Origin of the sequence: Jiangella endophytica, from assembly GCF_003427025.1 — a bacterium.
In the GTDB taxonomy this organism is placed as follows: Bacteria; Actinomycetota; Actinomycetes; order Jiangellales; family Jiangellaceae; genus Jiangella; species Jiangella endophytica.
Map to the genome: position 1 here is coordinate 535862 of NZ_QVAI01000002.1, position 15372 is coordinate 551233.

The window sequence follows — 15372 nt, forward strand, 5'->3', positions numbered from 1 at the left end:
AGTGGTGGGGGCGATCGGTCGGCCGGCCGCGGGTCAGCGCGGCCCCGCCGCCCCGTCGATCATGGAGAAACGCCCCTTCAAGGCGCTGGACAGGGGCGTCTCTCCGTGGTCGACCGCGGTGCGGGGAGGGTCAGAAGCCCTGGGCCAGGCGGTGGTATGCCTGGTTCCAGCGCAGCTCCTTGGCGAACTGACGAGTCGTGGTGTCGGCGTCGATGACCAGCAGCTCGGTGCGGACCATGTCGGAGAACAGCGACAGCACGTCCGACCCGACCGACTGCGACAGCACGGTGTGGTGCGGGCCGCCGGCGGTCAGCCAGGCCTCGGCCGACGTCGACAGGCTCGGCCGCGGCTTCCACACGGCCCGGGCCACGGGCAGGTTCGGCAGCGGCTCGTCCGGCGCCACGACGTCGATCTCGTTGGCCACCAGCCGGAGCCGCTCGCCGACGTCGGCCAGCCCGACCACGACGGCCGGTCCGGGCGCCGCGTCGAACACCAGCCGCACCGGGTCCTCACGGTCGCCGATGCCCAGCGGGTGGATCTCGCACGACGGCGTCGTCGCCGCGATGGACGGGCAGACCTCCAGCATGTGCGCGCCGAGGATCTTCGGCTCGCCGGGCCCGAAGTGGTACGTGTAGTCCTCCATGAACGACGTGCCGCCCGGCAGCCCGGCCGCCATCGTCTTGACGGTCCGCAGCAGCACCGAGGTCTTCCAGTCGCCCTCGCCGCCGAAGCCGTAGCCGTCGGCCATCAGCCGCTGCACCGCCAGGCCCGGCAGTTGGCGCAGCCCGCCGAGGTCCTCGAAGTTCGTGGTGAACGCGCGGAACCCGCCGTCGGTGAGGAACGTGCGCAGGCCGGCCTCGATGCGGGCGGCGTAGCGCAGCGACTCGCGCCGGTCGCCGTCCTTGCGCAGCTCAGGCACCAGGTCGTAGGCGTCGTCGTACTCCGCCACCAGCGCGTCGACCTCCGCGTCACCGGCGGCGTCGACGACCGCGACCAGGTCGTTGACGCCGTAGGTGTTGACCGAGACGCCCAGCCGCAGCTGCGCCTCGACCTTGTCGCCCTCGGTGACCGCGACGTCGCGCATGTTGTCGCCGAACCGGGCCAGCCGCAGCGAGTGCACCTCCGCGTAGCCGATCGCGGCGCGCACCCAGTCGGCCACCCGGCTCACGACGACGGGGTCGCTGACGTGCCCGGCGACGGTCGAGCGGGAGACGCCGAGCCGGGACTGGATGTAGCCGAACTCGCGGTCGCCGTGCGCGGCCTGGTTGAGGTTCATGAAGTCCATGTCGAGCTCGGCCCACGGCAGTGACCGGTTCGCCTGGGTGTGCAGGTGCAGCAGCGGCGTGCGCAGCGCGTCCAAGCCGGCGATCCACATCTTCGCCGGCGAGAACGTGTGCATCCACGCGATCAGGCCCACGCAGGCGTCGTCGGCGTTCGCCTCGAGGGCGACGCGGCGGATCGCGTCGGACGAGGTGAGCACCGGCTTCCACACCACGCGCACCGGGATGCCGCCGGCCTCGTCGAGCGCACGGGCGACCGCCTGGGACTGCTCGGCCACCTGCCGCAGCGCGTCGTCGCCGTACAGCCCCTGGCTCCCGGTCAGGAACCAGATCTCGCGCTGACCGAACACGTCGTCCATCGTCATCTCCTCATCACTGCCCGTAGACGTTCTGGTACCGGTGGTAGAGCCGGTCGATGTCCTCCGCCGGGATCGGCACCGGCGCGCCGAGCTGCCGGGTGATGTGCACCGTCCTGGCGACGTCCTCGCACATCACCGCGGCCTTGACGGCGGCGCGGGCGTCCTTGCCGATGGTGAACACGCCGTGGTTCTGCATCAGCACGGCCGGCGAGCGGTGCCCGGTCAGCGTCTCGACGATGCCGCGGCCGATCGACTCGTCGCCGATCAGCGCGAACGGGCCGACCGGGATCTCGCCGCCGAACTCGTCGGCCATCGCCGTGAGGACGCACGGGATCGGCTCGGCCCGCGCGGCCCACGCCGTCGCGTACGTCGAGTGCGTGTGCACCTGACCGCCGACCTCGGGCATGTTCCGGTAGACGTAGGCGTGCGCGTCGGTGTCGCTGGACGGCGAGAACTCGCCGTCGACCAGCTTGCCGTCGAGGTCGCAGACGACCATCGACTCCGGTGTCAGGTTCTCGTAGGACACCCCGGACGGCTTGATGACGAACAGGTCCTCGCCCGGCACCCGGCCGGACACGTTGCCCGACGTCCAGGTGACCAGGTGGTTGCGGGTCAGCTCGGCGTGCAGGTCGCAGACCGCGCGCCGCAGCGCGTCGATGGTGGTCATCGGGTCACCGCCGCGCGCTTGATCGCCCGGAGCCGGTGCATGACGTCGTTGCCGCCGCGGCCGAAGTGGTCGTGCAGCGTGACGTACTCGGCGTAGAGCGCGTCGTAGGCCTTCGCGTTGTCCGGGTCGGGCCGGTAGACGCCGCGTTCGACGTTGCCCATCGCGGCCGCGCCCGCTCGCACGTCGGCGTAGGCGCCGGCGGCGACCGCGGCGTGGATGGCCGAGCCGAGCGCCGGGCCCTGCTCGGACCCGATGACGCTCAACGGAAGCCCGGTGACGTCCGCGTAGATCTGCATGATCAGGCGGTTCTTCAGCAGCCCGCCGGCGATGATCAGCTCGGTGACCGGCACGCCGGAGCTGTTGAAGGTGTCGATGATGGTGCGGGTGCCGAACGCCGTCGCCTCGATCAGCGCGCGGTAGACGTCCTCGGGCTTCGTCGCGAGCGTCTGGCCGACGACGACGCCGGACAGCTCGTGGTCGACCAGCACCGAGCGGTTGCCGCTGTGCCAGTCGAGTGCGACCAGCCCGTGCTCGCCGACGCGCTGGGCGGCGGCCAGCTCGGTCAGGTACTCGTGGACGCTCTGGCCGCGCTGGGCGGCCTCGGCGGCGTAGTTCGCGGGGACCGAGCTGTCGACGAACCAGCCGAAGATGTCGCCGACGCCGCTCTGCCCGGCCTCGTAGCCCTGCAGGCCGGCGATGATGCCGCCGTCGACGACGCCGCACATGCCCGGCACCTCGCGCAGCACGTCGCCGTTCATGACGTGGCAGGTGGACGTGCCCATGATCGCGACCATCTGACCCGGCTCGACCGCCTGCGCGGCCGGCGCCGTCACGTGCGCGTCGACGTTGCCGACCGCGACCGCGATGCCCTCGGGCAGCCCCGTCCAGGCCGCCGCCCGCGCCGTCAGCCCGCCGGCGCGGTCGCCGAGCTGGCCGATCGGCTGGTCCAGCTTGTCGTCGACGAACCCGGCGAACTCCGGGTTCAGCGCCGCCAGGAACTCGCGCGACGGATAGCCGCCGTCCTGGCGGATGCCCTTGTAGCCCGCGGTGCAGGCGTTGCGGACGTAGCTGCCGCAGAGCTGCCAGACGATCCAGTCGGCGGCCTCGACCCAGCGCTCGGTGGCCGCGTAGAGCTCCGGGTCCTCCTCGAGCAGCTGCAGGCCCTTGGCGAACTCCCACTCCGAGGAGATCAGCCCGCCGTAGCGCGGCAGCCACGCCTCGCCGCGCTCGGCCGCCAGCGCGTTGATGCGGTCGGCGTGCGGCTGGGCGGCGTGGTGCTTCCACAGCTTCACGTAGGCGTGCCTGCGCCCGGCGAACTGCGGCAGCTCGTTGAGCGGCGTGCCGTCGGCCAGCGTCGGGACCATCGTGCACGCGGTGAAGTCGGTGGCGATGCCGATGACGTTCGCGGGATCGACGCCGGCCTCGGCGAGCGCCTGCGGCACCGCGGTCCTCAGTACGTCGATGTAGTCGGACGGGACCTGCAGCGCCCAGTCCGGCGGCAGCTTCTCGCCGGTGCCGGGCAGCTCGCCGTCGACGACGCCGTGCGTGTACGCGTGGACGGCGCTGCCGAGCTCCGCGCCGTCGGAGACGCGGACCACGACGGCCCGGCCGGACAGCGTTCCGTAGTCGACGCCGACGACGACGGCGTCGTCGTTGTTATCGCTCACAAGTGACTCCCTGGTGCGGTATGGGGCGGCGGATCGGCCTGATCAGGTGCTGGCGGGTGGGGCGGTGCTGGCGCGGGCGACGAGGACCGGAGACACGACGATGCGCTCGGTCTCCGGCCGCGGCCCGGTCTCGATGAGGTCGAGCAGCAGCGCGATGCTCTTGCGGCCGACCTCGGCGAAATCCTGCCGGACGGTGGTCAGCGGCGGGGTCAGGAACTCCGCCTCAGGGATGTCGTCGAACCCGACGATGCTGACGTCCTGCGGCACCCGGACGCCGGCCTCGTGCAGCGCGCGGAGCAGGCCGAGCGCCATCTGGTCGTTCGAGACGAAGATCGCGCTCGCCCGGCCCGAGCGGGCGTCGTCGGCGATACGCAGGCCCGCCTCGTAACCCGACCGCGGGCTCCAGTCGCCCTCGACGACCGGCGGGATTTCGACGCCGGCCGCCTCGAGGGTGGCGCGCCAGCCGCGCTTGCGGCCCTCGGCCTCCAGCCAGTCGACCGGCCCCGCGACGTGCCAGACCGTGCGGTGCCCGAGGTCGAGCAGGTGCCGCGTCGCGAGTTCGGCGCCATGGACCTGGTCGACGGCGACCACCGGCATGCCGTCGGCCTCGCCGCCCTCGACCGCCACCACCGGCACGTTGCCCTGCAGTGCGGAGACGGCGGCCGCGGCCTCGACCTGCGGCGCGATGGCGATCAACCCGTCGACCGCCTGCGCGGCGAGGTAGTCCAGCGCCTCACCGACCGTCTTGCGGTTGATGGTCTTCAGGCTGACGATGCTGATGAAGTACCCGGCGTCGCGGGCCGCCTGCTCGAGGCCGAACAGCGTGCTGGCCGGGCCGTACAGCGTGGTGTCGAACGCGACCACGCCGAGCGTGTTGGTGCGCCGGGTGACGAGCGCGCGGGCGGACAGGTTGCGGCGGTAGCCGAGCTCCTCGATGGCCGCGAGGACGCGGTCGCGGGTGGCCGGGCGGACGTTGGGGTGGTGGTTCAGGACGCGGGACACCGTCTGGTGCGAGACGCCCGCGATGCGCGCGACGTCGGCCATGACCGGGCTCCGGCCGGCCGCTCCATGCGTCATGCTCACCTCGCCCCCACTTGGTCGGCAGTGTGCTGTGAACGTTAACAAACCCGCCGGAGGTGCGCCAGGCAAGGTCAGGACGCGGCGTCGTGGACGCCATACCGGGCCACCATCGTCGCGACCGCCTCGTCGACGACGTGGCTCGTGGCGTCGTCGTCGGGCTCCCACCCGACCAGCAGCATCCGGGGCCAGAAGACGTAGTTGGAGATCATGCCGAGGAACTGGGTCGCGGCCAGCTCGGTGTCGTCGAACCGGGCCGTCCCCGCTGCGGACTCGGCGTCGAGGTAGCGGCGGACGGAGTCGAAGTACGGCATCTTGCCCCGGGTGAACTGGGCGTCGCCCAGCTCCGGGAAGCGCGGCAGCTCGGCGATGACGATGCGGAACAGCGCGGCCATGCCGGGGCGGGTGAGCAGTGCGACGTAGCGCCGGCCGATGGTCGTCAGGCCGGTGCGCAGGTCGCCGGCGGGCGGGCCGGCGTCGACGTCGTCCTCGACCGTCCACGACTCGGTGACGATGGCGTCGAACAGTGCCGCCTTGGTGGGGAACTGCTTGAACAGGGTCGCGCGCGACACCCCGGCCGCCTCGGCGATCTTCGCCAGCGAGGTGCCGTCGTAGCCGGCGTCGAGGAACAGCCGGGCGGCGGCCTCGAGGATGGCCGTGCGCTTCTGTTCGGTGACGCGCTGGTGGTAGGTCGGCTGCTGCGCGGTCATGCCTCCAGTCTATGCGAGGTGAGTCACTTGACTCACCTCCTCGCCCGTGCCTAACCTGGATCGTGAGGTGAGTCGCTCGACTCACCACCTCATTCAGGGAGAGATCGCATCATGGGACGTTTCGAGAACCAGACCGTCGTGGTCACCGGCGGCAGTGGCGGCCAAGGCGCCAGCCACGTCCGCGCCTACCACCGCGAGGGCGCGAAGGTCGTCATCGCCGGCATCACCCAGGAGGCGGGCGCCGCACTGGCCGAGGAGCTGGGCGAGCGAGCGCTGGCCGTCCGGCTCGACGTCACCGACGAGCACGAGTGGACGTCGGTCGTCGCCACGGTCGAGCGTCGGTTCGGCCCGATCGCGGTCCTGGTCAACAACGCCGGGGTGCAGAACGCCGCGGCGCCCATCGAGGCCACCGGCCAGGACGTCTGGGAGCGCACCCTCGCCGTCAACCTCACCGGCACGTTCCTCGGCATCAAGGCCGTGGTGCCGTCGATGCGCCGCAACGGCGGCGGGGTGATCGTCAATATCGCCTCGACCATGGCCCACGGCGGGACCGCGCTCTATGCGCCGTACGTCGCCAGCAAGTGGGCGCTGCGCGGACTGACCCGGACCGCCGCGCTCGAGCTGGGCAAGGACCACATCCGGGTCAACTCGATCAACCCCGGCGTCATCTCGACGCCGCTCATCAACGAGCCGCGGGCCGCGGGTGCGCCCGCCATCGCGGAGTTCTTCTCGCCGGAGCCGTTCGCCGTGCCACGGATCGGCGACCCGGACGACGTCACCCGGCTGCTGCTGTTCGTGAGTTCGCCCGACGCGTCCTTCATGACCGGGTCGGAGATCGTCGTCGACGGCGGTCTGCTGCTCGGGCCGGCGCTGCGCGAAGACGCCGCGGCCTGACCACGTACGCCACGAAGGAGTACATATGGACGACGCCGTACGCCGCGCGATCGAGCTCACGCCCGCCGCTTCGACCAGCGAACGCGTCATCGACATCACCACGACCGGCCGGCGCACCGGCCGGGCCCGTCGCATCGAGATCTTCTTCTACCGGGTCGGCGGCGAGACCTACCTGTGCAGCGGCACGGTGCCCTCGCCCAGCTGGTACGTCAATCTGGTCGCGAACCCGGAGTTCACGGTGCACCTCAAGCACGGGGTGCGGGCGGACCTCGCGGCGCGGGCCACTCCGGTGACCGACCCGGCCGTGCGTCGCGCCGTCCTCACGGAGATCGTCGCCGACCTCAACCAGCCGAGCAACCCGGGTCACCTCGCCCAGCCGGTCATGCTGGAGGACTGGCTGGGCTGCCGGCTGGTGCGGGTCGACTTCGCCGCGGCCTGAGCTACTTGAGCAGCTTGGACATGCGCCGGTCGGCGAGGATCTTGCCACCGGTCTGGCAGGTGGCGCAGTACTGCAGCGAGGAGTCGGCGAACGACACCTCGCGGACGACGTCGCCGCAGACCGGGCAGGTCTCGCCGGCGCGGCCGTGCACCCGCATGTGGGTGCGCTTGCTGTCTTTGAGGTCCTTCGCGGCCAGTCCTTCGGCCCGCTTCAGCGCCGTCGTCAGCTCGTCGACGATGACGGCGTGCAGGTTCGCGACGCCGTCGGCGTCGAGCGCCGACGAGGGCTGGAACGGTGAGAGCTTGGCGGCGTGCAGCACCTCGTCGGAGTAGGCGTTGCCGATGCCGGCGATGACGGCCTGGTCGCGCAGCACGCCCTTGATCTGGGCCCGGCCGGCGCCGGTGAGGATCTGCTGCAGCTTGTCGACGGTGAACTCGTCGGACAGCGGGTCGACGCCGAGCCGCGAGACGCCGGGCACGTCGGCGGGATCGCGGACGACGTAGACGGCCAGCCGCTTGCGGGTGCCGGCCTCGGTGAGGTCGAAGCCGGTCTCGTCGTTCAGGTGGACGCGCAGCGCGAGCGGCCCGCTGCCGGGCTTCGGCGGCTTCGGCGACAGCGCGTCGCTCCAGCGCAGCCAGCCGGCGCGGGCCAGGTGGATGACGAGGTGGACGCCGTCGCAGTCGAGGTCGACGAACTTGCCGTGCCGGCTGATGCCGGTGACGGTGAGTCCGCCGAGTGCCGTGACCGGCGGGTCGAACGTCTTGAGCACGCTGATGGCGGCGACGTCGACGCGCGTGACGACCTTGCCCACGGCCTTCTCTCGAAGGAAGGCCGCGAGCGCTTCGACCTCGGGCAGCTCGGGCATGCGTTCATTTTGCCTTGTGCGCGGAGCGTTCGGCGAACGCCGGCGGCAGCGGGAGCTCCAGCGCCCGGCGCAGCCGGCTGAGGTACTCCGGCCGCGGGATCTCGACGACGCCCAGGCTGGCCAGGTGCCGGGTGCCCCACTGGACGTCGAGCAGCCGGCCGACGGGGTGCTCGACGCGCATCATCTCGACCAGTGCGACGAGCGCGACCTTGGACGCGTCGCGGCCCCACCGCTGCCGGGCGTGGAACATCGACTCGCCGGCGAACAGGCCGCCGATGGCGACGCCGTACAGCCCGCCGGCCAGCCGCCCGTCCGGCGTCCACGCCTCGATCGAGTGCGCCCAGCCCAGGCGGTGCAGGCGTTCGTAGGCGCGGCGGATGTCGTCGCTGATCCAGGCCCCGGGCCGGGACGGATCGGCGCACGCCTCGATGACCTCGGCGAACGCCGTGTCGACCCGGACCTCGAACTTGTGCGTCGACTGCTTCAGCGACCGCGAGACCTTGAGCCCGCCGATCGGCATGACGCCGCGCGGGTTCGGCGACCACCACGCGAGGTCGGTGGCCCGGCCGAGCAGTTGGTCGACCGGCATCGGGAACAGGCCGTTGCGGTAAGCCGCGAGCAGCGTCCCCGGCTCGAGGTCGGCGCCGAAAGCGACGAGGTCGTCGTCGCTGGACGTGCTGGGCAGCTCCCATCGGGTCGGGGGTGGCTCGACGGGCACATGACCTCCCTGGGCGCCGGCAGTGCTGTTGCGGTCCTTCGTCAGCGTAATCCGCTCCAGGCCCCGCGCACGTACAGTGGTGACATGGGTGTGCGACGGACCATCGGGACCTGGGCGGGTACCACCGCGGCGCGCCGGGCCGCGCCCATGGTCGCCGCTCGTGGCGCGAACCAGTTCATGTCCAAGGCCATCGAGGGCTTCCCGGGCTTCCCGGGCGCCCGCGAGGTGGCCCGGCGTCATCTCGACAAACGCGGCGACGTCGAGCGCGCCATTCGCGACGTCGTCGAGCAGCACGTCCGGCTGGCCGGCGTGCAGGGCTTCGTCACCAACATCGGCGGCATCGTCACCATGCCGGTGACCATCCCGGCCAACATCGCCGGCATCGCCGTCCTGCACCTGCGCATGGCCGCGGCCATCGCTCACCTGCGCGGCTACGACATCGCCGACCCTCGGGTCCGCACGGCGGCGCTGGTGACGCTGCTCGGTCGCGACGGCATCGAGGAGGCACTGCGCGGGCGCGACCTTCCGGGTCGTCCGTTCGACATCGCCACCGGCCTCAACGAGCCCGACCCCGCGGTCACCGAGCGCGCGGTGGCCGCCGTCACGTCGCAGCTGGTCGCCCGCATCGGCGGCAAGCACGCCACGCTGGCCATCGTGCGCCGGGTGCCACTGGTCGGCGGCGCGGTCAGCGCGGGCATCGACGCGTTCTCGACCTACGCCATCGGCAGGTTCGCCGACCGCGAGTTCCCCGCCAACGTCGTCACCGTCGAACGGGTCTGACCCTCGGCGGCGCGCCACAGCACGGCCGCCAGCAGCACGCTTCCGGCCGCGAGCAGCACGCCGTGGCCGATCCGGCTCGCCGCCGGGGTGAAGAACTGCGGCAGGAACAGCGCGAAGCCGGCGCCGAACAGCACACCGCTCCACCGCGGCAGCACCCCGGACCGCCAGACGGCGACCGCCGCCAGCACGCCGGCCACGCCCAGCAGCACGAGCCCGATCGCGAACGTCGTGGTCGCCACCGGTCCGTTGCGCACCGCGTCGGTCAGTTCCAGCAGGTCGAACCCGGCGCCGTTCGCGGCCTCGCGGGCGATCGCGTGCAGCGCGAAGTCCTCGGCGCCGTAGTACGGCAGCGTCAGCCCGGCGCCGATCCAGAACACGACGACGGCCGCGGCGGCCGCCCGCTCCGCCCGGGTCTCGCGCACGACGTCACGTAGCGCGAGCAGGCCGAACGGCACCAGGACGAAGCCGATCATCGCGAACAGGTGCGACGCGACCCAGGCGTTCGACCCCAGCGACGCCAGAGCGCCGTCGACGGTGTCCTCGTCGTGCCAGGGGCGGAACGCGGGGTAGAGCAGGAACAGCAGGCCGGCGACGGCGAGCGCGGCGGCTGCGAGCCGGTTTCTCGTCGGTGTCATGGGACTCTCCTTCAGTCGCGGGGGAGGCTGGCGAGGTACATGGCGATGAGCTGCGCGTACGTGACGTCGGTGTCCTCGGCCATGCCGAACCCGCCGGTCGCCTCGATCGAGGCGAACCCGTGCACGACGGCGCGCAGCCGGCGCACCGCGTGGACGGCGTCGGAGCCCTCCAGCCCGTAGTGGCTCAGCACCGCGAGGAACACCTCGAGCAGCTTCGTTCCGGCGGCGACGTAGGCGGGTTCGTGCAATGGGTCCGGCACCATCGCGGCGTACCGCGCGGGGTGCTCGAGAACATAGCCGCGGTAGGCGTGCATCAGCGCCGCGACGGCGTCGTCGCGGCTGCGCCCGATGGCGACCGCGGCCAGCCGCTCGGCGGTCTCCTCGAAGACGCGCACCCCGATGAGGACGCGCAGTTCGCCGAGGCTGCCGACGTGCTTGTACAGCGATGGGACGGCGACCCCGGTGCGTGCGGCGACCGCGGTCAGCGTCAACGCCTCCAGCCCCTGCTCGTCGACCACCGCCAGTGCGGCATCGACGACGGCCGTGGTCGACAAACCGGCCCTAGGCATGGTGGCGAATCTCCATAGCCAAAAAGCTAATCGCTTTAGCTTGGGGAGTCAAGTGAGCCTAGGGTTCGACCCATGACGAGTGCGCTGCACGCCTTGACCGATGCCGATCGCGAGCTGATCGACGCAGCCAGAGCCACCATCGATGCCGGTACCGACGCGGCCACCGCGGAGGCGCCGGGTGTCCACACGATGGGCGCGGCCGTCCGCGACGCGAGCGGCCGGATCCATGTCGGCGTCAACCTCGCGCACTTCACCGGCGGCCCCTGTGCGGAGTTGGTCGCGCTCGGCGCCGCACGGGCGAACGGCGCCCGCCGGATCGAGTCGATCGTCGCCGTCGGCAACCACGGTCGCGGGGTCGTCGGGCCCTGCGGCCGCGACCGCCAGATCCTGTTCGACCACCACCCCGGGATCCGGGTGCTGCTCCCGACGGCCGACGGCGTCCGCGCGGCACCGATCGAAGCGCTGCTGCCGCTGGCCGCCGTGTGGACCGTCGACGGCGGGACGCAGCCCTACGACCCCGCGCGGGTCACAAGCTGACCGGCCGCCGCCAGTGCCACGACTCGGCGTCGATCGTCCAGAGGTCCGTAGAGTCGCAGTTCACGCCCTGCTGGTTGGCCGGGCGTGGCCCACGGCGGTATTCTCTCTCCAGCCGGTCCATCGCGGTGGATCCGGAAGTGAACCCGGGAAGGTCCCGCTCGGAGTGGGGTCCCGGGTTTCGCGCTCCCAGGATCAGACCACCAGCTCGATGATCTTGTCGTCGAGAATCTTCCGGTAGCTGGCCTCACCCGCGTACGCCGCCATGACGGCACCAACCGCGATGTCTGCGACCGCCAGGAGCGGAGTCGACGGTCCCGGCACGTGGTCCAGACGGAGCGGTCCTTGGATCAGCTTCTGATTGCGCAGCGCCAGCAGCAGTTCCACGTCGCGCGCGTTCTGCTTGGCCTCTCGTGCCTCCGCCACAACCTGCGCGACGCCGCGATCGTGCAACTCAGGGAGCAGGCGCGTCAGACAGTGCCGCCGACGCCGCTCCGGGCGAGTTCCGTCCGGGGCTGTGGCCAGAACCACGACGATGTGCTCGATGCCGGCCAGTTCGGCGACGGTCATCGCCAGCAGCGTGCGGCGTGCAGTCTTGTGCTCGTCATACCAGTGCAGCTTCCTCGAGCGGGGAAGCACCAGTGCCCGGATCGCGTCGGCAACCTCTTCGGCGGAGTCATCCTCGATCATCGACGCGGCGATGCTGTAGGCGTGGCCAGGGTGGACGGCCTCGCACTCGTCGACGTAGGCCACCGCGGTCACGGACGACGCTCCGTGCGGGTCCGCTCGGCTGCACGGGCGGCATCGGACATGGGGCAGCACTCTCTCGCTCACGTGATCAGGTGCCCCACCGACCTCCGAAGGTTACGGCGTGGGGTGCCACCTTTGCATCTCAGCCGCTGGCCGGACCGGGCTGGCAGCGTGGGCACCAAAAGGTCACCCGGTCCTGCGGCGCGGCGCCGATCGAACCGGTGCGGATCGGGGTGCCGCACCTCCAGCACGGACGGCGGGCGCGGCGGTAGACCCAGTGCTGCCGCCCCGGTCGCGGATCGCCGGTGGTGATCTGGCGGCCGGTCTCGATGCCCAGGTGCAGCAGCCGGTGTGCCTCGTCGACGACGAAGCGGAGGTCGGGCACGGCGGACACCGGCGCGTAGGGCGACGACCCGGCCAGGAAGCACAGCTCGGCCATGTACAGGTTGCCGATCCCGGCGAGCACCCGCTGGTCCAGCAGCGCCTCCCCGAGCGGCCGCGACGGGTCGAGCGTCAGTCGCGAGACGGCGTCCGGCGCGGACCAGTCGTCGCCCAGGAGGTCGGGGCCGAGATGGCCGAGCACGGTGTCTTCATCGGTCGTCCGGACCAGTTCGACGACGGGCAGCCGGTAGCCGACCGCCTCCGCCCGCGCCGTCGCCAGCACCACCCGGATCTGGAACGCCGGCCCGCCGCGCCACGGCCGGCCGGCGGCGAACACCCGCCACGCCCCGTCCATGCGCAGGTGCGTGTGCAGGGTCAGCCCGCCCTCGATCCGGGTCAGCAGGTGCTTTCCGCGCGCCACCGACTCGACCACCGTCCGTCCGGAGAGATCGGTCGTCGCCAGACGCGGAACGCGGAAGTCGGTGCGCACCAGGACGTCGCCGGCCAGCGCGTCGTGCAGCCGCCGGGTGGCCAGCCAGACGGTGTCGCCTTCGGGCATGCCCCACCTTCGCACACGGGGCCAGAATCCCCTCGTCAACCGCCGTCCAGCTGATTACCATGCTGGTGAGGAGCCCACGATGGAATCGCCTTTCCACGACCTCACCCGGGCACTGCGCCGACGCTGGCCCGGCGGCAAGGCCGCGCCGTGCGTCGTCGCCGATCCGTTCGAGACGCTGACGGTGCAGCTGCGGCTGACCCGCGTCGTCGGCGAGATCCGCCGGCTGGAATGCGACCAGGGCCGGTGGGCCCGCGCCCACCACCTGGCCGCGGCCACCCGCGCGTACGACGACCTGCTGGCCGACGCCGCGCGGCTGGCCGGGCTGCCGGTGCCGGACGCCCCGCCGCCGGTGCGCCGCATGATGATCGAGAGCGCCCTCCGGCACGACGGCTGGAGCTGGTGACCGCCTACCGGCCGGCCGTCTCCAGGTCGAGCAGCGCCCGCTTGCGCTCCAGCCCCCACGCGTACCCGGTCAGGACGCCGGACGAGCCGACCACGCGGTGGCACGGGACGATGACGGAGATGGGGTTGCGGCCGTTCGCGGCACCCACCGCACGCGACGCCGTCGGGCGGCCCAGCTGCTCGGCGATCTCGCGGTAGCTGCGGGTCTCGCCGTACGGGATCGCCCGCAGTGCCGCCCATACCTGCTGCTGGAACGGGGTGCCGACGGGGTCCAACGGCAGGTCGAAGTCCTGCCGGTCGCCGGCGAAGTACGCGGTCAGCTGCTCGCGCGCCACGGCGAAGGGCGCGTCGTCCTCGATCCAGCCGGGCTGGTCGAGCGTGGCCGGGCGCTCCATGTAGAGGCCGGTCAGCGAGGTGCCGTCGCCGGTCACCCAGAGCGTGCCGAGGGGGCTGTCGATGGTGGTCCAGTACATGGTCAGTTCTGCCTTTCAGAGAGTCGACCAGGCGTGCAGCAGCGCGTACGAGCGCCACGGCCGCCAGTTCTCGGCCAGCTCGGCCACCGCCCGCGGTTCGGACGGCAGCCCCAGCACGGCCATGGCGTGCTTCACGCCGAGGTCGGTGGGAAGGAACACGTCGGGGTCGGCGAGCGCGCGCATGCGCACGTACCTCGCCGTCCAGGGGCCGATGCCGGGCACGTCGAGCAGCCGCCGTTCGGCCTCGTCGCGGTCGACGCCGGGGTCGAGACAGAGCGTGCCCTCGGCCAGCCGGGTGGTCAGCTCGTGCAGCGTGCGCTGCCGGCTGCTCGGCATCGGGAACGTTGACGGATCGACGGCGGCCAGGACGGCCGCCGCCGGGAACGCGTGGGTGACGGTGCCGACCGGGGCATCCAGTGGCTTGCCGTGTTCGGCGACCAACCGGCCGGCGACGGTGCGCGCGGCGGCCACGGACACCTGCTGGCCCAGCACGCCGCGGACCGCGAGCTCGTCGCCGTCGACCGTGCCCGGCACGCGGGTCCCCGGGCGCGCGACCACCAGCGGGCCGAGCGCGGGGTCCGCCCCGAGCAGGTCGTCGACGGCTCGCGGGTCGGCGTCGAGGTCGAACACGCGCCGGCAGCGCGCCACCGCCGCCGTCAGGTCGCGCGGGTCGGCCAGCCGCAGCGTCGCCTGTACCCAGCCGTCGCGCGGCGTCAGCTCGGCGACGCCGGTGCCGTGCGGCAGCGTGAGGCTGCGCCGGTACGTGTCGCCGTCGACCTCCTCGATGCCCGGCACCGCACGCAGCGCCAGGAAGTCCAGCACGCCGCGGAAGTCGGCCGGCTGCCGGTACGCCAGCCGCAGTTCGACCGTGCCGGCCGTGGCGGTGCGGCCACGCCGGCGGGCCTTGCCGCGCAGCTCGCTCGGCGTCAGCGCGTAGACCTCGCGGATGGTGTCGTTGAACTGACGGATGCTGGCGAACCCGGCCGCGAACGCGATCTCGGTGACCGGCAGCTCCGTGGTCTCCAGCAGCGTCCGCGCGGTGTGCGCCCGCTGCGACCGGGCCAGCCGCAGCGGGCCGGCGCCGACCTCCTCGACCAGCGTCCGGTGGACCTGGCGCTCGCTGTAGCCCAGCCGGCCGGCCAGCCCGGCGACGCCGTCGCGGTCGACGACGCCGTCCGCGATCAGCCGCATCGCCCGTCCGACGACGTCGGCGCGGACGTTCCACTCCGCCGAGCCGGGCGTCGCGTCCGGCCGGCAGCGGCGGCAGGCGCGGAAGCCGGCCGTCTGCGCCTCGGCCGCGGTGCGGTAGAACCGCACGTTCTGGCGCTTCGGCGTCATGGCCGGGCAGCTCGGGCGGCAGTAGATGCCGGTGGACGTGACGCCGATGTAGAAGACGCCGTCGAACCGGGCGTCGCGGCCCTGAACTGCTCGGTAGCACGCCTCTTCGTCCAACATGCTTACCAGTCTCGCCCGCGGGCGGCCCGGTGACTAGCGGGAATCGGACATGGCCGTGAGCGGCCGGGGTCAGGGCGTGACGGCACCCTGACCCAGCGCGGCGCCGGCGTCGAGGATGTGCGACCAGCCAGGCGACGAGCCCTCGACGTCGGTGGTTC

General features: G+C 72.3%; 18 protein-coding genes. 5 read left to right on the plus strand and 13 right to left on the minus strand.

Annotated elements, in window-relative coordinates:
- Positions 1 to 130 precede the first annotated feature (130 nt).
- The 5 genes from araA to DZA62_RS06825 all read right to left on the minus strand — a co-directional run bounded on the left by araA (position 131) and on the right by DZA62_RS06825 (position 5760).
- Positions 131 to 1639 carry an L-arabinose isomerase gene (gene araA / locus DZA62_RS06805; RefSeq protein WP_116948168.1) on the minus strand — a complete coding sequence of 503 codons (1509 nt, stop codon included), beginning with the start codon at positions 1637 to 1639 and terminating at the stop codon, positions 131 to 133.
- A gap of 13 nt (positions 1640 to 1652) precedes the next feature.
- Positions 1653 to 2306, minus strand: a complete 654-nt coding sequence (locus tag DZA62_RS06810) for an L-ribulose-5-phosphate 4-epimerase (RefSeq protein ID WP_116948093.1) — start codon at positions 2304 to 2306, stop codon at positions 1653 to 1655.
- Entirely contained in the window at positions 2303 to 3973 is a 1671-nt protein-coding gene (gene araB / locus DZA62_RS06815; RefSeq protein ID WP_116948094.1) for a ribulokinase, read from the minus strand. The genes DZA62_RS06810 and araB overlap by 4 nt, the downstream gene beginning before the upstream one ends.
- A 42-nt stretch (positions 3974 to 4015) precedes the next feature.
- Positions 4016 to 5050, minus strand: coding sequence for a LacI family DNA-binding transcriptional regulator (locus tag DZA62_RS06820; protein WP_116948169.1), 1035 nt, complete (start codon positions 5048 to 5050; stop codon positions 4016 to 4018).
- A 74-nt stretch (positions 5051 to 5124) separates the two neighbouring features.
- Entirely contained in the window at positions 5125 to 5760 is a 636-nt protein-coding gene (locus DZA62_RS06825) for a TetR/AcrR family transcriptional regulator (RefSeq protein WP_116948095.1), read from the minus strand.
- A 111-nt stretch (positions 5761 to 5871) separates the two neighbouring features.
- Between DZA62_RS06825 and DZA62_RS06830 the strand changes: the two genes are divergently transcribed.
- Positions 5872 to 6654, plus strand: a complete 783-nt coding sequence (locus DZA62_RS06830) for an SDR family NAD(P)-dependent oxidoreductase (RefSeq protein WP_116948096.1) — start codon at positions 5872 to 5874, stop codon at positions 6652 to 6654.
- A gap of 25 nt (positions 6655 to 6679) precedes the next feature.
- Positions 6680 to 7093 carry a nitroreductase family deazaflavin-dependent oxidoreductase gene (locus DZA62_RS06835; RefSeq protein ID WP_116948097.1) on the plus strand — a complete coding sequence of 138 codons (414 nt, stop codon included), beginning with the start codon at positions 6680 to 6682 and terminating at the stop codon, positions 7091 to 7093.
- 1 nt (position 7094) lies between these two features.
- On the opposite strand, the gene DZA62_RS06840 is transcribed toward DZA62_RS06835, so the two are convergent.
- Together DZA62_RS06840 and aat are read right to left on the minus strand one after the other, a co-directional pair.
- On the minus strand, positions 7095 to 7958 hold the full coding sequence (locus tag DZA62_RS06840) for an Fpg/Nei family DNA glycosylase (RefSeq protein WP_116948098.1): 864 nt from the start codon (positions 7956 to 7958) through the stop codon (positions 7095 to 7097).
- 4 nt (positions 7959 to 7962) lie between these two features.
- Positions 7963 to 8676 carry a leucyl/phenylalanyl-tRNA--protein transferase gene (gene aat, locus DZA62_RS06845; RefSeq protein ID WP_198663482.1) on the minus strand — a complete coding sequence of 238 codons (714 nt, stop codon included), beginning with the start codon at positions 8674 to 8676 and terminating at the stop codon, positions 7963 to 7965.
- An 84-nt stretch (positions 8677 to 8760) separates the two neighbouring features.
- On the opposite strand from aat, the gene DZA62_RS06850 reads away from it, so the two are divergent.
- The gene (locus DZA62_RS06850; protein ID WP_116948170.1) at positions 8761 to 9456 is read left to right on the plus strand and encodes an EcsC family protein; all 696 of its coding nucleotides are present in this window, start codon (positions 8761 to 8763) and stop codon (positions 9454 to 9456) included.
- Here the strand turns inward: DZA62_RS06850 and DZA62_RS06855 are convergent.
- Positions 9390 to 10091: a hypothetical protein gene (locus tag DZA62_RS06855; RefSeq protein ID WP_116948100.1), complete on the minus strand. Its 702-nt coding sequence runs from the start codon at positions 10089 to 10091 to the stop codon at positions 9390 to 9392. The two genes, DZA62_RS06850 and DZA62_RS06855, sit on opposite strands and share 67 nt — an antisense overlap.
- A gap of 11 nt (positions 10092 to 10102) precedes the next feature.
- Complete coding sequence (locus DZA62_RS06860; RefSeq protein WP_116948101.1) at positions 10103 to 10660, minus strand: TetR-like C-terminal domain-containing protein; 558 nt, start codon at positions 10658 to 10660, stop codon at positions 10103 to 10105.
- Positions 10661 to 10732: 72 nt separating this feature from the next.
- On the opposite strand from DZA62_RS06860, the gene DZA62_RS06865 reads away from it, so the two are divergent.
- Positions 10733 to 11197, plus strand: a complete 465-nt coding sequence (locus DZA62_RS06865; RefSeq protein ID WP_116948102.1) for a cytidine deaminase family protein — start codon at positions 10733 to 10735, stop codon at positions 11195 to 11197.
- 192 nt (positions 11198 to 11389) lie between these two features.
- Here the strand turns inward: DZA62_RS06865 and DZA62_RS06870 are convergent, their stop codons facing one another.
- Both DZA62_RS06870 and DZA62_RS06875 read right to left on the minus strand, forming a co-directional pair.
- Positions 11390 to 11956: a hypothetical protein gene (locus tag DZA62_RS06870; protein ID WP_116948103.1), complete on the minus strand. Its 567-nt coding sequence runs from the start codon at positions 11954 to 11956 to the stop codon at positions 11390 to 11392.
- 130 nt (positions 11957 to 12086) lie between these two features.
- Positions 12087 to 12884: an Fpg/Nei family DNA glycosylase gene (locus DZA62_RS06875; RefSeq protein WP_116948104.1), complete on the minus strand. Its 798-nt coding sequence runs from the start codon at positions 12882 to 12884 to the stop codon at positions 12087 to 12089.
- 79 nt (positions 12885 to 12963) lie between these two features.
- Here DZA62_RS06875 and DZA62_RS06880 point away from each other — a divergent pair, with 79 nt between their 5' ends.
- The gene (locus DZA62_RS06880) at positions 12964 to 13287 is read left to right on the plus strand and encodes a hypothetical protein (protein WP_116948105.1); all 324 of its coding nucleotides are present in this window, start codon (positions 12964 to 12966) and stop codon (positions 13285 to 13287) included.
- Between the two features lie 4 nt (positions 13288 to 13291).
- Here DZA62_RS06880 and DZA62_RS06885 read toward each other — a convergent pair whose 3' ends face one another.
- Positions 13292 to 13759 carry a methylated-DNA--[protein]-cysteine S-methyltransferase gene (locus tag DZA62_RS06885; protein ID WP_116948106.1) on the minus strand — a complete coding sequence of 156 codons (468 nt, stop codon included), beginning with the start codon at positions 13757 to 13759 and terminating at the stop codon, positions 13292 to 13294.
- A gap of 15 nt (positions 13760 to 13774) precedes the next feature.
- Positions 13775 to 15214, minus strand: a complete 1440-nt coding sequence (locus DZA62_RS06890) for a DNA-3-methyladenine glycosylase 2 family protein (RefSeq protein ID WP_116948107.1) — start codon at positions 15212 to 15214, stop codon at positions 13775 to 13777.
- Positions 15215 to 15372 lie beyond the last annotated feature (158 nt).